Source organism: Burkholderia sp. USMB20 (assembly GCF_000949135.2).
In the GTDB taxonomy this organism is placed as follows: domain Bacteria; phylum Pseudomonadota; class Gammaproteobacteria; order Burkholderiales; family Burkholderiaceae; genus Burkholderia.
Genome location: NZ_JTAN02000007.1, coordinates 1 through 14,981, shown reverse-complemented (window position 1 = coordinate 14,981; position 14,981 = coordinate 1). Strand labels below are relative to the sequence as shown.

At 65.1% G+C, this 14,981-nt stretch carries 16 protein-coding genes and 1 tRNA gene; 8 read left to right on the top strand and 9 right to left on the bottom strand.

What is annotated here, in order from left to right; translation table 11 throughout:
• Positions 1-157 precede the first annotated feature (157 nt).
• From PL79_RS10420 to PL79_RS10395, 6 genes are all read right to left on the bottom strand, one after another.
• Positions 158-553 carry a hypothetical protein gene (locus tag PL79_RS10420; protein WP_044845181.1) on the bottom strand — a complete coding sequence of 132 codons (396 nt, stop codon included), beginning with the start codon at positions 551-553 and terminating at the stop codon, positions 158-160.
• Positions 554-775: 222 nt separating this feature from the next.
• Positions 776-1,030 (bottom strand): glycine zipper 2TM domain protein, encoded by a 255-nt coding sequence (locus PL79_RS10415; protein ID WP_044845180.1) that lies wholly within the window; start codon positions 1,028-1,030, stop codon positions 776-778.
• A 56-nt stretch (positions 1,031-1,086) separates the two neighbouring features.
• Positions 1,087-1,389, bottom strand: coding sequence for a hypothetical protein (locus tag PL79_RS10410; RefSeq protein ID WP_044845179.1), 303 nt, complete (start codon positions 1,387-1,389; stop codon positions 1,087-1,089).
• Positions 1,390-1,679: 290 nt separating this feature from the next.
• Entirely contained in the window at positions 1,680-2,693 is a 1,014-nt protein-coding gene (gene egtD / locus PL79_RS10405; RefSeq protein WP_044845178.1) for an L-histidine N(alpha)-methyltransferase, read from the bottom strand.
• Entirely contained in the window at positions 2,677-3,915 is a 1,239-nt protein-coding gene (gene egtB, locus PL79_RS10400; RefSeq protein ID WP_044845177.1) for an ergothioneine biosynthesis protein EgtB, read from the bottom strand. The genes egtD and egtB overlap by 17 nt, the downstream gene beginning before the upstream one ends.
• An 11-nt stretch (positions 3,916-3,926) precedes the next feature.
• Entirely contained in the window at positions 3,927-4,202 is a 276-nt protein-coding gene (locus tag PL79_RS10395; protein WP_193759835.1) for a hypothetical protein, read from the bottom strand.
• Between the two features lie 299 nt (positions 4,203-4,501).
• Here PL79_RS10395 and PL79_RS10390 point away from each other — a divergent pair, with 299 nt between their 5' ends.
• Both PL79_RS10390 and PL79_RS10385 read left to right on the top strand, forming a co-directional pair.
• A complete protein-coding gene (locus PL79_RS10390) occupies positions 4,502-4,978 on the top strand; it encodes a carboxymuconolactone decarboxylase family protein (RefSeq protein ID WP_044845176.1) in 477 nt (158 codons plus the stop codon).
• Positions 4,978-5,859, top strand: coding sequence for a sigma-70 family RNA polymerase sigma factor (locus tag PL79_RS10385; protein WP_044845243.1), 882 nt, complete (start codon positions 4,978-4,980; stop codon positions 5,857-5,859). The genes PL79_RS10390 and PL79_RS10385 overlap by 1 nt, the downstream gene beginning before the upstream one ends.
• Before the next feature lie 230 nt (positions 5,860-6,089).
• Here PL79_RS10385 and PL79_RS10380 read toward each other — a convergent pair.
• Positions 6,090-6,166, bottom strand: a tRNA-Val gene (locus tag PL79_RS10380).
• A 74-nt stretch (positions 6,167-6,240) separates the two neighbouring features.
• Here PL79_RS10380 and PL79_RS10375 point away from each other — a divergent pair.
• The 4 genes from PL79_RS10375 to PL79_RS10360 all read left to right on the top strand — a co-directional run bounded on the left by PL79_RS10375 (position 6,241) and on the right by PL79_RS10360 (position 10,303).
• On the top strand, positions 6,241-7,458 hold the full coding sequence (locus PL79_RS10375) for a glycosyltransferase family 2 protein (RefSeq protein ID WP_235879248.1): 1,218 nt from the start codon (positions 6,241-6,243) through the stop codon (positions 7,456-7,458).
• A 141-nt stretch (positions 7,459-7,599) separates the two neighbouring features.
• Entirely contained in the window at positions 7,600-9,108 is a 1,509-nt protein-coding gene (locus PL79_RS10370) for a hypothetical protein (protein WP_235879247.1), read from the top strand.
• A gap of 71 nt (positions 9,109-9,179) precedes the next feature.
• Positions 9,180-9,968, top strand: a complete 789-nt coding sequence (locus PL79_RS10365) for a class I SAM-dependent methyltransferase (protein ID WP_044845242.1) — start codon at positions 9,180-9,182, stop codon at positions 9,966-9,968.
• On the top strand, positions 9,965-10,303 hold the full coding sequence (locus PL79_RS10360; RefSeq protein WP_044845173.1) for an EamA family transporter: 339 nt from the start codon (positions 9,965-9,967) through the stop codon (positions 10,301-10,303). Before PL79_RS10365 ends, PL79_RS10360 begins: the two co-directional genes overlap by 4 nt.
• Positions 10,304-11,379: 1,076 nt before the next feature.
• Here PL79_RS10360 and PL79_RS10355 read toward each other — a convergent pair.
• The gene (locus PL79_RS10355; RefSeq protein WP_044845172.1) at positions 11,380-12,141 is read right to left on the bottom strand and encodes an anti-sigma factor family protein; all 762 of its coding nucleotides are present in this window, start codon (positions 12,139-12,141) and stop codon (positions 11,380-11,382) included.
• Entirely contained in the window at positions 12,138-12,656 is a 519-nt protein-coding gene (locus PL79_RS10350; RefSeq protein WP_044845171.1) for a sigma-70 family RNA polymerase sigma factor, read from the bottom strand. The genes PL79_RS10355 and PL79_RS10350 overlap by 4 nt, the downstream gene beginning before the upstream one ends.
• 158 nt (positions 12,657-12,814) lie before the next feature.
• Between PL79_RS10350 and PL79_RS10345 the strand changes: the two genes are divergently transcribed.
• Both PL79_RS10345 and PL79_RS10340 read left to right on the top strand, forming a co-directional pair.
• Positions 12,815-13,903, top strand: a complete 1,089-nt coding sequence (locus tag PL79_RS10345) for a catalase family peroxidase (protein WP_044845170.1) — start codon at positions 12,815-12,817, stop codon at positions 13,901-13,903.
• A complete protein-coding gene (locus PL79_RS10340) occupies positions 13,900-14,433 on the top strand; it encodes a cytochrome b (protein WP_044845169.1) in 534 nt (177 codons plus the stop codon). Before PL79_RS10345 ends, PL79_RS10340 begins: the two co-directional genes overlap by 4 nt.
• The last annotated feature ends 548 nt before the right edge of the window (positions 14,434-14,981 follow it).

Here is a 14,981-nt window from a genome sequence, read left to right as displayed (position 1 = left end):
GCGGTTCGTATTCTGGCGCGTTCATGCGTGCGGTTACGGCTGGTTGCAAATCGGGGTCGATGCGCGACGAGCAACGCGACACACCGCGGCGCCCCTTGGTCCGCTGGCAATGAAAAAGGGCGCCGAAGCGCCCTTCTTCCGCATGCGTGCGCCGCGCTTACAGTGTGTGGCCGAATGCGTTCCGATGCGCGTGGCGCGTGGACTTCGATGCATGCGCGGTGTGCCCGTGCGAGCGCCCGTGACCGCTGCCCGGCTGCGCGCCGGCACGATCGGCGATCGAATCGGAGCGATCGGCTGCGCGCGACAGGCCCTTGTCGCGGTCGCCCGCGTGCATGCCGTTCGAGTTGCTCAGCGCTTCACCGCTCATGTGGCCGGCGGACATGCCGCCCGCATTGGCACCCATGCCGCCCATCCCGCCGGCACCATGGCCGCCGCCGTTGCCACCACCACCACCGCCACCACCCCCATTGCCGCCGCCCGCCGCCTGCGCGGAAACGGCGCCGAGTGCGAGCAGCGCAGCTGCGAGCACGGACAGATATCGTTGCGTTTTCATTGTTTGCTCCCTGGAGCGCGTTCGAGTGACTGCATTCTAGGTACGCGCGCGCTTCGTGCGGCGCGGCGTTGTAAATGATCGTAACGGCGCGCGCGGCGCGGTTTCGTCGGATCAATCCGCCGGCGTTCGGCACGCTTGATGAACCGGCCGATCGGCCGCCACCCGGCAAGGGAAATGAAAGGCCGAGACGGCGCGATCACGCCGTTCCGCCGGTGGCTACGCTTACTGCGCCGGCTGCACGCCCTGCGCTGCGGCCTTGCGCTGCGCGGCCAGTTCCTGCTCGTGTTTCTTCGCCATGTGGCGGCCCACGATACAGCCACCGACCGCGCCGACCACGGCGTGATGTCCCGCGTAGTGGCCGGCGACGCCGCCCACCACCGCGCCCTTCATGCAGCCCGCCGCGTGCGCGCTGCCGATCGTTGCGAGCGCGACGACGGCGGCCGCCGCGCTATACCTGATGTGTCGAATGGGCATCATGCGATCACGCTCCTCTCGTCGTCGTACTCGGTGTCCTCGTGAACCGGTTGCCCGGTTCAGTTCCAGCGGCCGCGCCAGCCGTCGCCGTCACGCCAGCCGCGCTCGCGCCACTCGTGCTCGCGCCATTCACGGCGGCGCCATTCGTGTTCGCGCCATTGACGCTCACGCCAGTCGTCATCGCGATAGTAGCCAACCGGCGCGTACGTCACCGGCGGCGGCGCGACGTAGACCGGCGCCGGCGCCGCATAGACGCCCGGCACACCGATGCCGACCGACAGGTCGACGTGGGCCGATGCGACGCCCGAAGCTGCCAGCGCCGCTACGCCGAGAACTGCACCGAGGATAAGTTTCTTGCTCATTTCGCGACTCCCTGCACGTGTCGTGCGTCATGTGACTACGGTTCGGAGTCTAGGCACCACGGGCGGACACAGGTGAAACCGGTATGCGAGACCGGTAACGGACGTTTACGGAGGGGCGCGAAGCCTTGCGGGACAAGGGTGACGAGCGATTCGACACGCCGTTGCAACGACGCATCGAATCGGGAGAGTCGGGAAATCTTGCCGGCGCGCGGGCCGGCGATGCAGACCGCACGCGTCCGCGCACACGCCGCGCACGCCGCGTGAGCGGATCGCGACGACTCGCGACGACGTTACGCGCGGATATCGTCGACGCTGCGCAGCCAGTGCACGCTGAACAGGTGGTCCGCGTCGGTCCACACGGTGTCGGGCTCGAAGCCCGCCCGCCGCGCGATCGCCTGGAAGCCGTCTATCGTGAACTTGTGCGAGTTCTCCGTGTGGATGCGTTCGCCGGCCTCGAAGCGGAACGCGTGGCCGCGCACGTACACCGTCTGCGCGATATCGCTGACGAGATGCATCTCGATGCGCTGCAGCTCACGGTCGTAGAACGCGCAATGCGAGAACGCGTCGAGATCGAAATCCGCGCCGAGCTCCGCGTTCGCGCGGGCGAGCAGGTTCAGGTTGAACCGGGCGGTCACGCCCTGCGCGTCGTTGTACGCGTGATGCAGCATGCGTTCGTCCTTCACGAGATCCGCACCGACCAGCAGGCCGCCGCCGCGCAACAGCCGCGCGGCGTCCCGCAGGAACGTATCGGCTTCCTCCGGCGAGAAGTTGCCGATCGTCGAGCCGGGAAAGAAGCCGATGCGCCGGCGTGGCGTGCCGGTCAGCTCGGCCAGCTGCTCGGCCTTCGTGTAGTCGGCCGCGAGCGGCGCGACGTCGAGCCATGGATACGCGGCACGCAGCCGCGCGGCCGCGCCGTGCAGGTACTCGGCCGAGATGTCGATCGGCACGTAGCGCGCCGGCGCGTTCGCGTAGTTGTCCGCGCACGCGTCGAGCAGCACGCGGATCTTCTCGAGCGAGCCCGCGCCGAATTCGACGATGTCCGCATGCGGGCCGACGCGCCGCACGATCTCGGCCGCGCGATCGCGCAGGATTCCGAGTTCGGTCCGCGTCGGGTAATACTCCGGCAGTTCGCAGATGCGATCGAACAGCGCGGAGCCGGCCGCATCGTAGAAGTATTTCGGCGGAATGCTGCGCGGCGTGCGCGACAGCCCGTCGATCAGGTCGCGCTCGAACGCGCTCGGCCGCGCATCGCGGGCGGGTTGCAGGCCACCGCTCGTGGCCGTCAGATCAGACGTCTCGCGCAAGTCGCACTCCCGTGAATTGCCAGCGCGCGGCCGGCGGAAAGAAATTGCGGTACGTCGGCCGTTCGTGCCCCGGCGGGGTCGCGATGCTGCTGCCGCGCAGGACTTGCTGGCCGACCATGAACTTGCCGTTGTATTCCGCGGCGACGCCTGCGAGCGGCCGAAAGCCCGGATACGGCTCGTAGGACGAACGCGTCCACTGCCAGACGTGCCCGAGCATCTGCGCGATGCCATCCGCGCCGAACGCGGCCTCCCATTCGAATTCGGTCGGCAGGCGTGCGCCGGCCCATTCCGCATACGCCGCCGCCTCGTAGAAGCTCACATGACACACGGGCGCATCGGGCGCGAGTGGCTCCACGCCGTGCAGGCCGAACGCACGCCAGGCGTGTGCGGCTGCCGGATCACCGTCGTCGCCGGGAATCCAGTACGCGGGCCCTTGCCATCCTTCCCGCTGCACCGTCGCCCAGCCGTCGGACAGCCAGTATTCGGGGCGTGCATAGCCGCCGTCCGCGATGAAGGCCGCGAATTCGGCGTTCGTCACGAGACGGTTCGCGATCTCGCACGGACGCACGAGCGCCGTATGGCGCGGCCGTTCGTTGTCGAACGAGAACGCGGCGCCATCGTGGCCGATCTCGACGAGCCCGCCCGGCTGATGCAGCCAGCGCAACGGGCCGGCGTCGCCCGCGGCCAGGGCGGCGTGCCCGGCGTGCACATCGGCGCCGCTGCGCGGCCGGAACGCGGGCTTGAGCGGGTTGCACGAGAACGCATGCAGCATGTCCGTGACGATCAGTTCCTGATGCTGCTGTTCGTGATGCAGGCCGAGCTCGATCTCGGGCGCGATCGTGGCGAGCAACGCCGGATCGGCACCGTCGAGCGCGCGCAGCATCGCATCGTCGACGTACTGCCGGTACGCGTGCACCTCATCGAGCGACGGACGCGTGAGCAGCCCGCGCTGCGGCCGCGGATGGCGCGGGCCGAGTGCTTCGTAATAGGAATTGAAGAGGAACTGGAACGCGTCGTCGAACGGCGCGTAGCCGCGCACGCGACGCATCAGTACGACGGTTTCGAAAAACCAGGTCGTATGCGCGAGATGCCATTTCACTGGACTCGCGTCGGGCATCGACTGCACGGCCTGGTCTTCGGCGGACAGCGTCGCGGTCAACGCGATGCTATGGGCGCGCACGTCCTGGTAACGGCGCTGAAGCTGGGATGCAAGGAGGCTCATCGGTTTACCGTTCACGTCGCGATTCGCTGCGTTGCGTTGCCGGAAAAAGGAAAGCCTTGCGCTCGGATGCGCGCGGCTGACGTGCGACCTTCATTGCTGCGTCGTCGGACAGCCGGCGCGCGCGCCGGGCCGCTGGTGCGGCGTGACTTCATCTGCCCGTGCAGAACAGTATGGGCCAGAAATGTGAACGTCGCGAATCGGATTTCTGGTGAAACGAGCGCGAAAGAAAAATGAAAGCATTGATCATGCGCGGGGCGGCGGCGTGACGAACCGTCGATGCCCGTCATGACGGCGGCTCGGAGGGTGAACGCAATGTGTATGCCCGCGGGTTCTCCATGCCGACGCCTCATGACATCCACGCCGGCGTCATGAAAGATCGGATGACACGGGTTCGCCATGGGAGCGGCGCCATGGAATTGAAATCGGCACGGGTCCGCGCGTCGGTGTCGCGGACCACGACACCGCCGTTCAACCGCTCTGCCCTCCGCGCGCTTCCCCGTTTTTGAAAATTTTTTTGCGTCGATGTCACAGGGGCGCAGGGCTCGCTCGTCATATCGCCGGAACCCACACGAAAGGAGAAGGAACCATGACTGCGAAACTCAATCCGTTTGCCGCCGCGCCCGCATTGATGAAGAACTGGATGGCCGTCTCGGTCGCCGCTGCCGGGAGCCTCGAGCCGACACTGATCGAGTTGGTCAAGATCCGCGCGTCGCAAATCAACGCGTGCGCGAACTGCCTTAACATGCACACCGTCGCGGCGCGCGAGCAAGGCGAGACCGAGCAGCGCATCAACCTGCTGGCCGCGTGGCGTGAAGCGCCCTGCTACACCGACCGCGAACGCGCGGCGCTCGGCTGGACCGACGCGCTCACGCGGCTGTCGGAAGGCCATGGCGCGCACGAGGCCGCGTATGCGGTGCTGAACGACCACTTCAGCCAGGAGGAACAGGTGAAACTCACGGTGATGATCAACGTGATCAACGGCTGGAACCGGCTGGCCGTCGGCTTCGGGCTGTGGATCGATCCCGCCGAGGCGAAGGCCGCTGCCGCGAAGATGGTGGCGTGATGACCCACCTCGATCCGGCCGCCGGCAGCGCCGCAGACCGGGCCGACGCAGCGGCGAGCTTCGACCCGCTGCGTCGGACGCTGATGCGCGTCGCGTACCGGATGCTCGGTTCCGTCGCGGACGCCGAGGACATCGTGCAGGAGGCATTCATCCGCTGGATGGACGTCGATCGCACCGAGGTGCGCGTGCCCGAGGCGTTCCTGCGCCGCATGGTGATGCGCATGTGCCTCGACCAGCTGAAGTCCGCGCGGCACCAGCGCGAGACCTACATCGGCCCGTGGCTGCCCGAGCCGGTCGTCGAGGAAGATGAACAGGAGGACGTCACGCTGCCGCTGATCCTCGCGCTCGAACGGTTGTCGCCGCTCGAACGTGCGGCGTTCCTGCTGCACGACGTGTTCGGCCTCGCGTTCGACGAGATCGCGACGACGATCCAGCGTGACCCGGCCGCCTGCCGGCAGCTCGCCGCGCGGGCGCGCACGCATGTGCGCGAGGCGCGGCCGCGGTTTCATGTCGAGAGGCAGCGCGGGATCGAGCTGGCCGAGGCGTTTTTCGCGGCGTCGCGCAGCGGCGACATGCGCACGCTAGGCGCGATGCTCGCCGAGGACGTGAGCCTGCATTCGGACGGCGGCGGCAAGCGCACGGCCGCGGGCAAGCCGGTGTTCGGCTTCGAGCGCGTGATGAAGGTGCACGCGTACCTCGCCGAGCTGTTCGCCACGCATGCGTCGAAGCTCGTGCGCGCGGGGTTCATCAACGGGCTGCCGGGGTTCGTCACACTGGAAGCGGATGGCGAGCTGCAGACGACGGCTCTCCAGATCGAGGGCGGGAAGGTCGTCGCGATCTATGTCGTGCGGAATCCTGACAAGTTGAAGCATCTGCATTGATGCTCGGCGGGTGGGCGCTTTGCGCCCGCTTTCCCTGCTCTGCTACCTGACTTGTCGAATGCGGACTGCTTGTTGCGCATGGATTGCATGCAACGCATCGGCACATGCCTGCGCAGTTTCGGCCGCAAAAAGAAAAACGCCACGCGATGTTGCCGCGTGGCGTTCGTATGTTTGGCGAGCCGGATTGCCTGTAGGCAATTTGCGCTGCCGGACCCCTTCATTTTGTTCGTTGGTAGGCTCGATTGGATTCGAACCAACGACCCCCACCATGTCAAGGTGGTGCTCTAACCAACTGAGCTACGAGCCTAAGAAGCCGCGAATTATAGAGAGGGTTTTGGAGGTGCGCAAGCCCCTTCGTGAAAATTTTTTGAATCGGGGTGGATGCGTTGGGGGATCGTCCGGCGCTCGAGCGCAGACCGCAATCGCATCCGGGTTCATCCTCACTGCGACGTCTCACCGGGCCCGGGTACGTTCCGTCATAATGGATTCGTCGCGAATCCGGGGCCGGGGGTTGCGAACGACAATCAAGAGCAGGAACCGGCCCGATCCGGTCACGGGGAACAGGCGCGCGCGATGCACGATCCGCGTGCCACCTTGCATGAACCAGTAGCACCTCGTGACGACGGCAGACCGCAACGCACGCGTAACGATATCGGGGTGGGTATGGTCGCGCTCAATCTGGTAATTCCCTGCTTCAACGAAGAAGCCGTGTTGCCGGAAACCGTACGCCGGCTCACGATCCTGCTTGATCAGCTTACCCGCGACGGCATCATTGACGGCGCGAGCGGCGTGACCTTCGTCGACGACGGTTCACACGACCGGACCTGGTCCCTCATCGAAGGCTTCCATGCAGCCGATCCACGTATCCACGGCCTCAAGCTGTCGCGCAACCACGGGCACCAGAACGCATTGCTTGCCGGGCTCATGAGAGTCAACGGCGACGTGCTGATCAGTCTCGACGCCGATCTCCAGGACGACCTCGACGCGATTCCGCGCATGCTGCGCGAATACCAGTCCGGCGCCGAGATCGTATTCGGCGTGCGGCAGCGTCGTGACAGCGACGGCTTCTTCAAGCGCGTCAGTGCGCGCGGCTACTACCGGCTGCTGCGCCGCTTCGGCGTCGACATCTTGCCGGATCACGCGGACTTCCGCCTGATGAGCCGCCGGGCGATCGAAGAATTGCGCGGCTTCCGCGAGGTCAACCTGTTCCTGCGCGGCATCGTGCCGCTGCTGGGCTTCCGTACCGCGATCGTCCGGTACGACCGGCAGCCGCGCTTCGCCGGCGAAAGCAAATATCCGTTGGCGAGGATGATCCTGCTCGCGTCGGACGGCGTCGCGTCGTTTTCGACGAAGCCGCTGCAATGGAGCGCGTACGTTGGCGCGCTGCTCGCGCTGGCCTCGACCGTGTTCGGCATCTGGGCGCTGTCGATCCGGCTGTTCACCGACCGTTCGGTGCCCGGTTGGGCGTCCACCGTGATCCCGATGTACTTTCTCGGCGGCCTGCAGTTGCTGTTCCTCGGCGTGATCGGCGGCTATGTCGCGAAGATCTATTCGGAGACGAAGCAGCGCCCGCGCTTCATCGTCGAGAAGACGCTATGACAGGCCATCGGTCCTGTCGCGCAACACCCCGGCACGAGGCCGGCGGCGGCGGTATCTTACGGGGGGCGTCGTGCAATGGATGACAGCACGGTAAGCGGCCGCTTGCCGCGTGCGTGGCCATATCGCACAGCCGATCGCACGTTGCGCGCATTGTTCGTTGCGACGGTCGCCGCCGCCGGCCTGCTGTTCTGGCTCGCGCCGCACCCGCCGATGGTCGATCTTCCGCAGCATGCGGCGCAGGTCGCCACGCTGCGCGACATGCTGCGCGGCCAGTCGCCATGGGCGCCATTGCTGCGGATCAATCTGTTTACGCCCTACCTGCTCGGCTATGGCGCGGCAGCGCTGCTTTCGTTCGTGATGCCCGTCGCGGCTGCGTTCAAGGTCATGCTGACCCTGTCGTTCTATGGTTTCGTCGCCGCGTACCTCGCGCTGCGCCGGCGTCTCGGTACGGACCCGCGCCTCGACTGGCTGTGCGTGCCCGGATTCTTCGGCTTCGCATACGAGTTCGGTTTCTACTCGTACCTCGTCGCCGTACCGGTCGCGATGATCTTCCTGGCGCTCGCGCTCGACTATGCCGGGCGGCCGACAGCCCGCCGCGGCGCAATGCTGGTGCTCGTGAATCTCGCGCTGTTTTTCTCGCACGGACTACTCTTCGTGTTCGCGAACGCGATCGGCGTGCTGTTCCTGCTCGTGCGCCTGCGCACGACCAGCATGTTGCCGCGCGTGCTGCTCGCCTCGTGGCCGTATGCGATCCTCGCCCCCGTCACCGTGCTGTACGCGGCGTTGCATCGTGACGTCGATCTGACGCCGATGTATCCGTTCACCGTGATGTGGGGGATCAGCCCGGTCGTGCGCGTGTTCGCGGCCGTGCTCTATCCGTGGGGTGTCGCCGGCGACAGCCGTTCGCTGCTGGCATTCCTGCTGATCGCTGCCGCACCGTTCGTGATGGCATCGAAACCGAACCGGCAAGTCGCCGCCTATGTACCGGCAATCATCGTGACCATCGTCTGGTTTACCGTGCCGCTGTTCGCGATCAACACGTTTTTCCTGTATCCGCGCTTTGCGCTGTTCCTGTTTCCGTTTTATGCGCTGATGTTCCGGGCGCCCGCACCGGCGGAACCAGGCCGACGGATCCCACGGCTTGCGCTGACGACGCAACTGCTCCTTGCCGTGATCTGCGCCGGTTTCGTCGTTCAGCAAGGTGTCCGCGCGCTGCGCTTCGCCGACGAGAGCGCTGATTTCGACGTGGTTGCCAACGCGATCGAACCCGCGCAGCGCGGCCTTGCGATCATCGTCGACAGGACGAGCCCGGCTGCCGGCAACCCGTATGCCTACGAGAACTTCGCGCTCTGGTATCAGGCCGAGCACCGCGGATTCGTCGATTTCAATGCCGCGCGATTTCCGCCGCAGATCGTCCGCTTTCGGCTCGACCGGCTGCCCGGTGTCGGGCCGTCCGACGTTTCGCCGTTGCCGCTGTACCGGCACTTCAACTGGCAGCGACACCAGGGGCGCCTGTACCGTTATTTCATCGTCCGCGCCGAGACGCCGCTGCCGGACACGTTTTTCGCCAATCCGGACTGTCGCGTCGTGCGCGTGAAGACGGCGGGCGAATGGTCGGTGTACGAGAAGCAGGCTTGTCGTGGCGATTGATTGCACTGCGTCGCATGCGGTGCGATGCGTCGCGCCACGTCGTGCACCGATCGCGCCATCGGGAGATTGCGATGTCACCTGGATTCATCGCGGACGATACGCCGCGCTCGTATGACGAGATCTTCTACCGGTACCAGCGCGAGGGATCGGCGCGGTCGGCGCATGGCGTGCTGCCCGGCGTCAACGCGCTGCTGAAGCCTGCGAGTATCCTCGACGTCGGTTGCGGTGCCGGAGCATGGCTAAGCGTGCATCGCCAGCTCGGCGTGCAGGACATCACCGGCATCGACGGCGACTATGTCGATCGTTCGGTGCTGATGATCGACCCCACCCATTTCGTACCGGCCGATATTTCGAAGCGCTTCGATCTCGGGCGATCGTTCGATCTCGTCCAGTGCCTCGAAGTCGGCGAGCACGTGCCAAAGGCATCCAGCGAGGCACTCGTCGACAATCTCGTCCGGCACGGCAAGCGCGTGCTGTTTTCCGCCGCCGTGCCTGGCCAGGGTGGCGAGAACCACATCAACGAACAGCGCTACGAATTCTGGCGTGACCTGTTCGCGCGCCACGGCTACCAGCTGTTCGATTTCGTCCGGCCGATAATCGCCGCAGACATGCGCATCGAGCCGTGGTACCGCTACAACCTGCTCTTTTTCGTTGCCGCCGACGAAGCGGAACGGCTGCCGGACGCGATCGGACAACACCGCGTCGACAGCCGTTCGGGCATACCGGACGTGTCGCCGCCCGGCTACAAGGCACGCAAGTTCCTGCTGCGCTGGCCGCCGGTGCGCGTAAAAACCGGCATCGCCATGCTGAAGAGCCGCAGGGTCGCCAACCGATTGAAGCTCCACGAGGAACACCGGTGAAACCGTCCATCTACGTGCTCATTCTGGCCGGCGTGTTCCTCGCGGCAACCGGTCAGGTCGCGTTCAAGATCGGTGCCGACGGCCGCCATGCATTGACCGAATTCATCAATGCGTGGGTCGCGCTCGGGTTGCTCTGCTACGGCGCAAGCACGGTGCTCTGGATCTTCGCTTTGAGCAAGACCGGGCTCACCGTCGTGTATCCGTTTACCGCGCTTACGTTCGCACTCGTCTTTCTGGCCGGAATCGTGTTCTTCGGCGAGCGCGTGTCGTATGCGCAATGGGGAGGCGTCGCGATGATCCTCGGCGGGCTGTATCTGATTGCCATGGTTCGATAGCGGGGCGGACTGGCGCTGCAACTTATCCACAGCGCGCTATGGATAACCGTCCGGCAAGCCTCTGGATTCACAGTGGAACGATTGAGGATATGTCGGCGCGACTGTGAATCGACGGAAAGTTGTTCTGTGATGCACAGCGATTTTCCTGTGCATCGCCTGTGGTTATGCATTCCACTTCGTGCTGAAAATTCAGGGCGTTACGGAAGTTATCCACTGTGAGGCTGCGGGCTTGTTAACTATCACTACGTATATATACGAACTCTGTTAACACCTTTGGATAAGCACAGTCCGCCGACTGTGATCCGGGCGGGATATGCACTGCGTGCGGTGGATGGATCAAGCGAAGCCGAAGCCCGCGACCAGCTCGAACGCTCGTATCTGTAGAATCGCCGGGGTTCGGGATCGTTGTCGGTTCAAGGGCGAGCGATTCAACGTGAAGTTCGATCCCGGCGATCGATGAAGGCTCCCGTCAATGAGATGCTGGTGATCGATATTGCTGGCTGCGTCGTGGGTGCTCATGACCGATGCGGCTGCACAAGGTCCGTTATGACGACCACGCCACCGTCGTACGACACGACGCTGGAGTCCGTGCGGCCGTAGCGCCCGATTGTCGCGAGTGGACAACCGGCACGCAAACAATCAGGAACGCTGTGTGCCCCCGGGATACATTGATTCGAAGCGCTCACGCGCATGGGAACAACCCGTGAGCGGCCGAATCGAAATCCTGTGTACCAGCTCGGCGAGGGCGATGTGGATATCGCGACCCAAAGACACTCGAATTGCTGTGCGGGCCGAAGGTGAGTGATTCAACCAGAGACGGCATGCCGAGCCGCTGCGGCCGATGTGGATATCCTGCGTCCAGAAGGCGCCAAACCCTGTGACGTCGGAACCGAAGTGGGTCTACCCATCCGGGAACGCACCGCGACGAGGTTCGCGGTGTGGACAACCACCACGAAAGCGAATTTAAACGCTGTGACCCCGAACGGTGAACGTGAGTGCTTTCAGGCTTGTCGAACCGCATCGGCCGGACCGCAGTCAGCGCACAACAGCCACCAACGGACAGCATATCGTCCAGCTCAAATCTGCTGATCGAGCGCCCTCACGACCGCGTGCTCACCAAGACTATCCACAGGCCCGACCACCGCGAAGTTGAGCCCATTCACCGACCCATACCGCGCCAGCAACGACCCATCCACGCGTTGCCCGGCCGGCAGCAGCCGATGTTTCGATTCCGCGGGCCGGAGATAGAAGCTCAGCGTCCGCCCGGCGTCGTCCTCATAGAGCACCATCGCGGCCGTGGCCCCACTGTCCGTCGTAAACAACCGTCCGCCGACCGGCCTGAACCCCGCCGCACTCAAATCCGGCAGCCTCGCCGATGCCCCGACGCGGCGGGTGAGCCACCCCTGCAAATCGCCCGCACCGTTCGGCCGGAAATCCACCTTCGCGGTTTGATCGACCACCATCATCCGGTAAGCCTCGACCGCATCGCTCATCGGCGCAATCGGCGGCGCCGCGTTCCACCCGCGCGCTTGCCACCCACCGAACGTCCCGAGCCCGATACAGAACACGAACGAAGCCGCCATCGCGAACCGCACCCGCGAGCGCTCCGCACGCTTCGCACGAATCGCCGCCGGATCCAGCGCAGGATTCTCGCCAGGCATCCGCACGCCTTCGAGCGCGGCCCGCAACCGCTGCGCATCCTGCTGCCATTGCTTCACCTGTTCCGCACTCTCCGGATGCAGCGCGAGATATCGCTCGACCGCGGCACGCGCATCGTCGTCGAGCTGGCCGTCGACATAGGCCTGGAGATCGTGTTCGTCGGGACGGAGCGTATTCATTTCATCAAACGGAGAGAAGGAGTGGGAAGCTCGCCGTCGCTGAGCTGGCGCAGCGCCTGGCGGGCGCGGGAGAGTCGCGACATCACGGTGCCGATCGGCACGTCGAGCAGGTCGGCGACTTCCCGATACGTGAAGCCCTCGACCGCGACGAGCAGCAGCAGGCTGCGCTGCTCGTCGGACAAACGGCCGAACGCTTCGAGCGTCGCGCGTGCGGCCACCTCGCGTTCGGCGGACGGCCAGTGCGCTTCGTCGTCGTCGCGAATGCGGCCGAGCAGCCACGCATAGCGCTTCGCGCTGCGCTTGCCGTCGAGAAATTGCCGGTAAAGGATCGTGAAGAGCCAACTGCGCAGCGACGCGTCGTCGCGGCGGCTCGCCCAGCGCGACAGCGCGCGCTCGAGCGTCGACTGGACGAGATCGTCGGCCGCGTGGACATCACGTGCCAGCCAGAGCGCGAAGCGTCGCAGCCTGGGGATGAGTTCGCGCAATGCGTCGTCGTCGGGGGCGTTTGAGGGCATGGCCGGGGGCGCGAGCCGATAAGCGTGGAGATGCCGCGTAGGACGCCGGTCGGCGCCGCTTATTCCGTCAGCATACGAAAAATTTCCTCATGGAATAAAGCGGCGCGGGTGGCGTCCTACACGCGTTCGACAATGATCTGACGATCGGGAGTGCATCCATGAAGCAATCATCCTCTTCTTCACCGCCGCGCGAGCCTGGGCGCGGATGGTGGCGCTGGGCCGTGATCGGCGGCGCGGTGGCCGGCGTGGCCGTGGCGTTCGGGTATGTCGGCGGCTGGCTCGCGCCGGCGCGTCTGACCCCGCACCGGCTCGTCGACGCGCTGCAGACGGCCGGCGGCGAGCATCCGGGTTTCCGGCGCAATCACGCGAAGGGCGTGTGCGTGACCGGCTATTTCGAAGGCAACGGCGCCGCGAGCGCGTATTCGGTCGCGCCGTTCTTCAAGGCGGTGCGCACGCCGGTGGTCGGCCGCTTTGCGCTGCCGGGCGGAAATCCGTATGCGCCAGACAGCAGCGTGCCGATCCGCAGTCTCGCGCTGAAGCTCACCGCACCGGACGGCCAGCAATGGCGGACCGGGATGAACGCGATGCCGGTGTTTCCGGTGGCGACGCCGAAGGCGTTCTACGCGCAACTGCTCGCGACCCGGCCGGATCCGGCGACGGGCAAGCCCGATCCGGAGAAGGTGAAGGCGTTTTTCGGCGCGCATCCGGAGACGGCCGCGTTCCGCGCCTGGGTGAAGGGTGCGAAGCCGAGCGCGAGCTACGTCACCGAAAGCTATTACGGGCTGAACGCGTTCTACTTCGTCGATGCGACCGGCAAGCGCCAGGCGGTGCGGTGGCGCGTCGTGCCGGAGCAGACGGCGGGCGCCGGGGACGTCGCGACGGCCGCGGATCCGAACGTTTTGCAGCAGGACCTGACGCGGCGCATCGCGGACGGCGCGCAGAAGTGGAAGCTGCTGGTCACGCTGGCGGAACCCGGCGACCCGGTGGACGACGCGACGAAGACCTGGCCCGCGCAGCGGATGACGATCGACGCGGGCACGCTCGTGCTCGATCGCGTGGAGCAGCAGGACAGCGGGCCGTGCCGGGACGTGAATTACGACCCGACGGTGCTGCCGCAGGGGATTCAGGTGTCGGGGGATCCGTTGCTGGCGGCGCGGTCGGCGGCTTATGCGGATTCGTATCTGCGCAGGACGAGTGAAGAGGCCGGCGTGGCCGGCGCGGCGCGATTGAGTGCGGAGGGACGATGATGAAGGCTGCTACGAAGTTTGGCTTGCCGGCGAGGCTGCTGCACTGGGTGATGGCCGCGATGATCGTCGCGATGCTGTTCATCGGGGTAGGAATGGTGGCGTCGGTTTCCGGGCGGCACGATTTCCTGGTGGCGTTGCACAAGCCGCTGGGGATTGCCGTGCTGGTGCTGGTGTGTGTGCGGATCGTGGTGCGGCTGTCGTCGAAGCCGCCGGCGTTGCCTGAGGATTTGCCTTGGTGGCAGAAGATTGCCGCGCATGGGTCGCATCTGGTGCTGTATGCGCTGATGCTGGCGATGCCGCTGATCGGGTGGGCGATGCTGTCGGCTGGCGGGTATCCGGTGACCTTGGGCGGCGGCGTGCAGTTGCCGGCGATCGTTGCGGCTGATCCGGTCGCGTTCGCCTGGCTCCGGGTTGCGCATCGCGTGCTGGCCTATCTGTTCTTCTTGACGTTCCTCGCGCACTTCGCGGCGGCGCTGTATCACGGACTGATTCGACGGGACGGCGTGGTGAGGGCGATGGTTGGGCGGTAATCGACAGAAGATTGAGTTCGCTGCGGCGGGGCGGTTCACGGGCGACCGAGGCTGCTCCTGCCGTGTTGCTTATATATGACCGCGGCGGCGGCGCAGCGCGCTCCCGGCCTAGCACGTCAAAAATATTTCACAAAAGGGGTTGCGGAGACCGGGGCAGGTGCTTAGAATCACGCCTCTTTCGCGCTAACGGAAACGCAGCGCGGGGGAAAGAAGGGAAGCGGTACTGTTGAAGTCGGTTTTATCGACTCCAGTGCATACGAATTTAAACCGCAGTCGTCGCAACGAAGTAGTTAAAAAAGTTGTTGACGAGTTTTAAAAAACGGTTGATAATCTCGCTTCTCTGCTGCTGAAAACGCAGCGCTGCTGAGAAACACGAAGTTTCTCGCAGAAATGCTCTTTAAAAATTAACAGCCGATAAGTGTGGGCGCTTGATGGCAGCGAGCTGATCCTCGGATCAGATAGCGAAAGTATCAAGAGTCTCACACTAAAGTAAGTCAGGTTTATGAAGTGATTCATATTCCTGTCAGCTTTGAGTGAGCGACCGGTTC

Coding starts and splice junctions, on each gene's coding strand:
- PL79_RS10420 (WP_044845181.1), bottom strand. CDS start 553: ATGAAAACGCAACGATATCTGTCCGTGCTCGCAGCTGCGCTGCTCGCA.
- PL79_RS10415 (WP_044845180.1), bottom strand. CDS start 1,030: ATGATGCCCATTCGACACATCAGGTATAGCGCGGCGGCCGCCGTCGTC.
- PL79_RS10410 (WP_044845179.1), bottom strand. CDS start 1,389: ATGAGCAAGAAACTTATCCTCGGTGCAGTTCTCGGCGTAGCGGCGCTG.
- egtB (WP_044845177.1), bottom strand. CDS start 3,915: ATGAGCCTCCTTGCATCCCAGCTTCAGCGCCGTTACCAGGACGTGCGC.
- PL79_RS10395 (WP_193759835.1), bottom strand. CDS start 4,202: ATGACGGGCATCGACGGTTCGTCACGCCGCCGCCCCGCGCATGATCAA.
- PL79_RS10390 (WP_044845176.1), top strand. CDS start 4,502: ATGACTGCGAAACTCAATCCGTTTGCCGCCGCGCCCGCATTGATGAAG.
- PL79_RS10385 (WP_044845243.1), top strand. CDS start 4,978: ATGACCCACCTCGATCCGGCCGCCGGCAGCGCCGCAGACCGGGCCGAC.
- PL79_RS10375 (WP_235879248.1), top strand. CDS start 6,241: ATGCGTTGGGGGATCGTCCGGCGCTCGAGCGCAGACCGCAATCGCATC.
- PL79_RS10365 (WP_044845242.1), top strand. CDS start 9,180: ATGTCACCTGGATTCATCGCGGACGATACGCCGCGCTCGTATGACGAG.
- PL79_RS10355 (WP_044845172.1), bottom strand. CDS start 12,141: ATGAATACGCTCCGTCCCGACGAACACGATCTCCAGGCCTATGTCGAC.
- PL79_RS10350 (WP_044845171.1), bottom strand. CDS start 12,656: ATGCCCTCAAACGCCCCCGACGACGACGCATTGCGCGAACTCATCCCC.
- PL79_RS10345 (WP_044845170.1), top strand. CDS start 12,815: ATGAAGCAATCATCCTCTTCTTCACCGCCGCGCGAGCCTGGGCGCGGA.
- PL79_RS10340 (WP_044845169.1), top strand. CDS start 13,900: ATGATGAAGGCTGCTACGAAGTTTGGCTTGCCGGCGAGGCTGCTGCAC.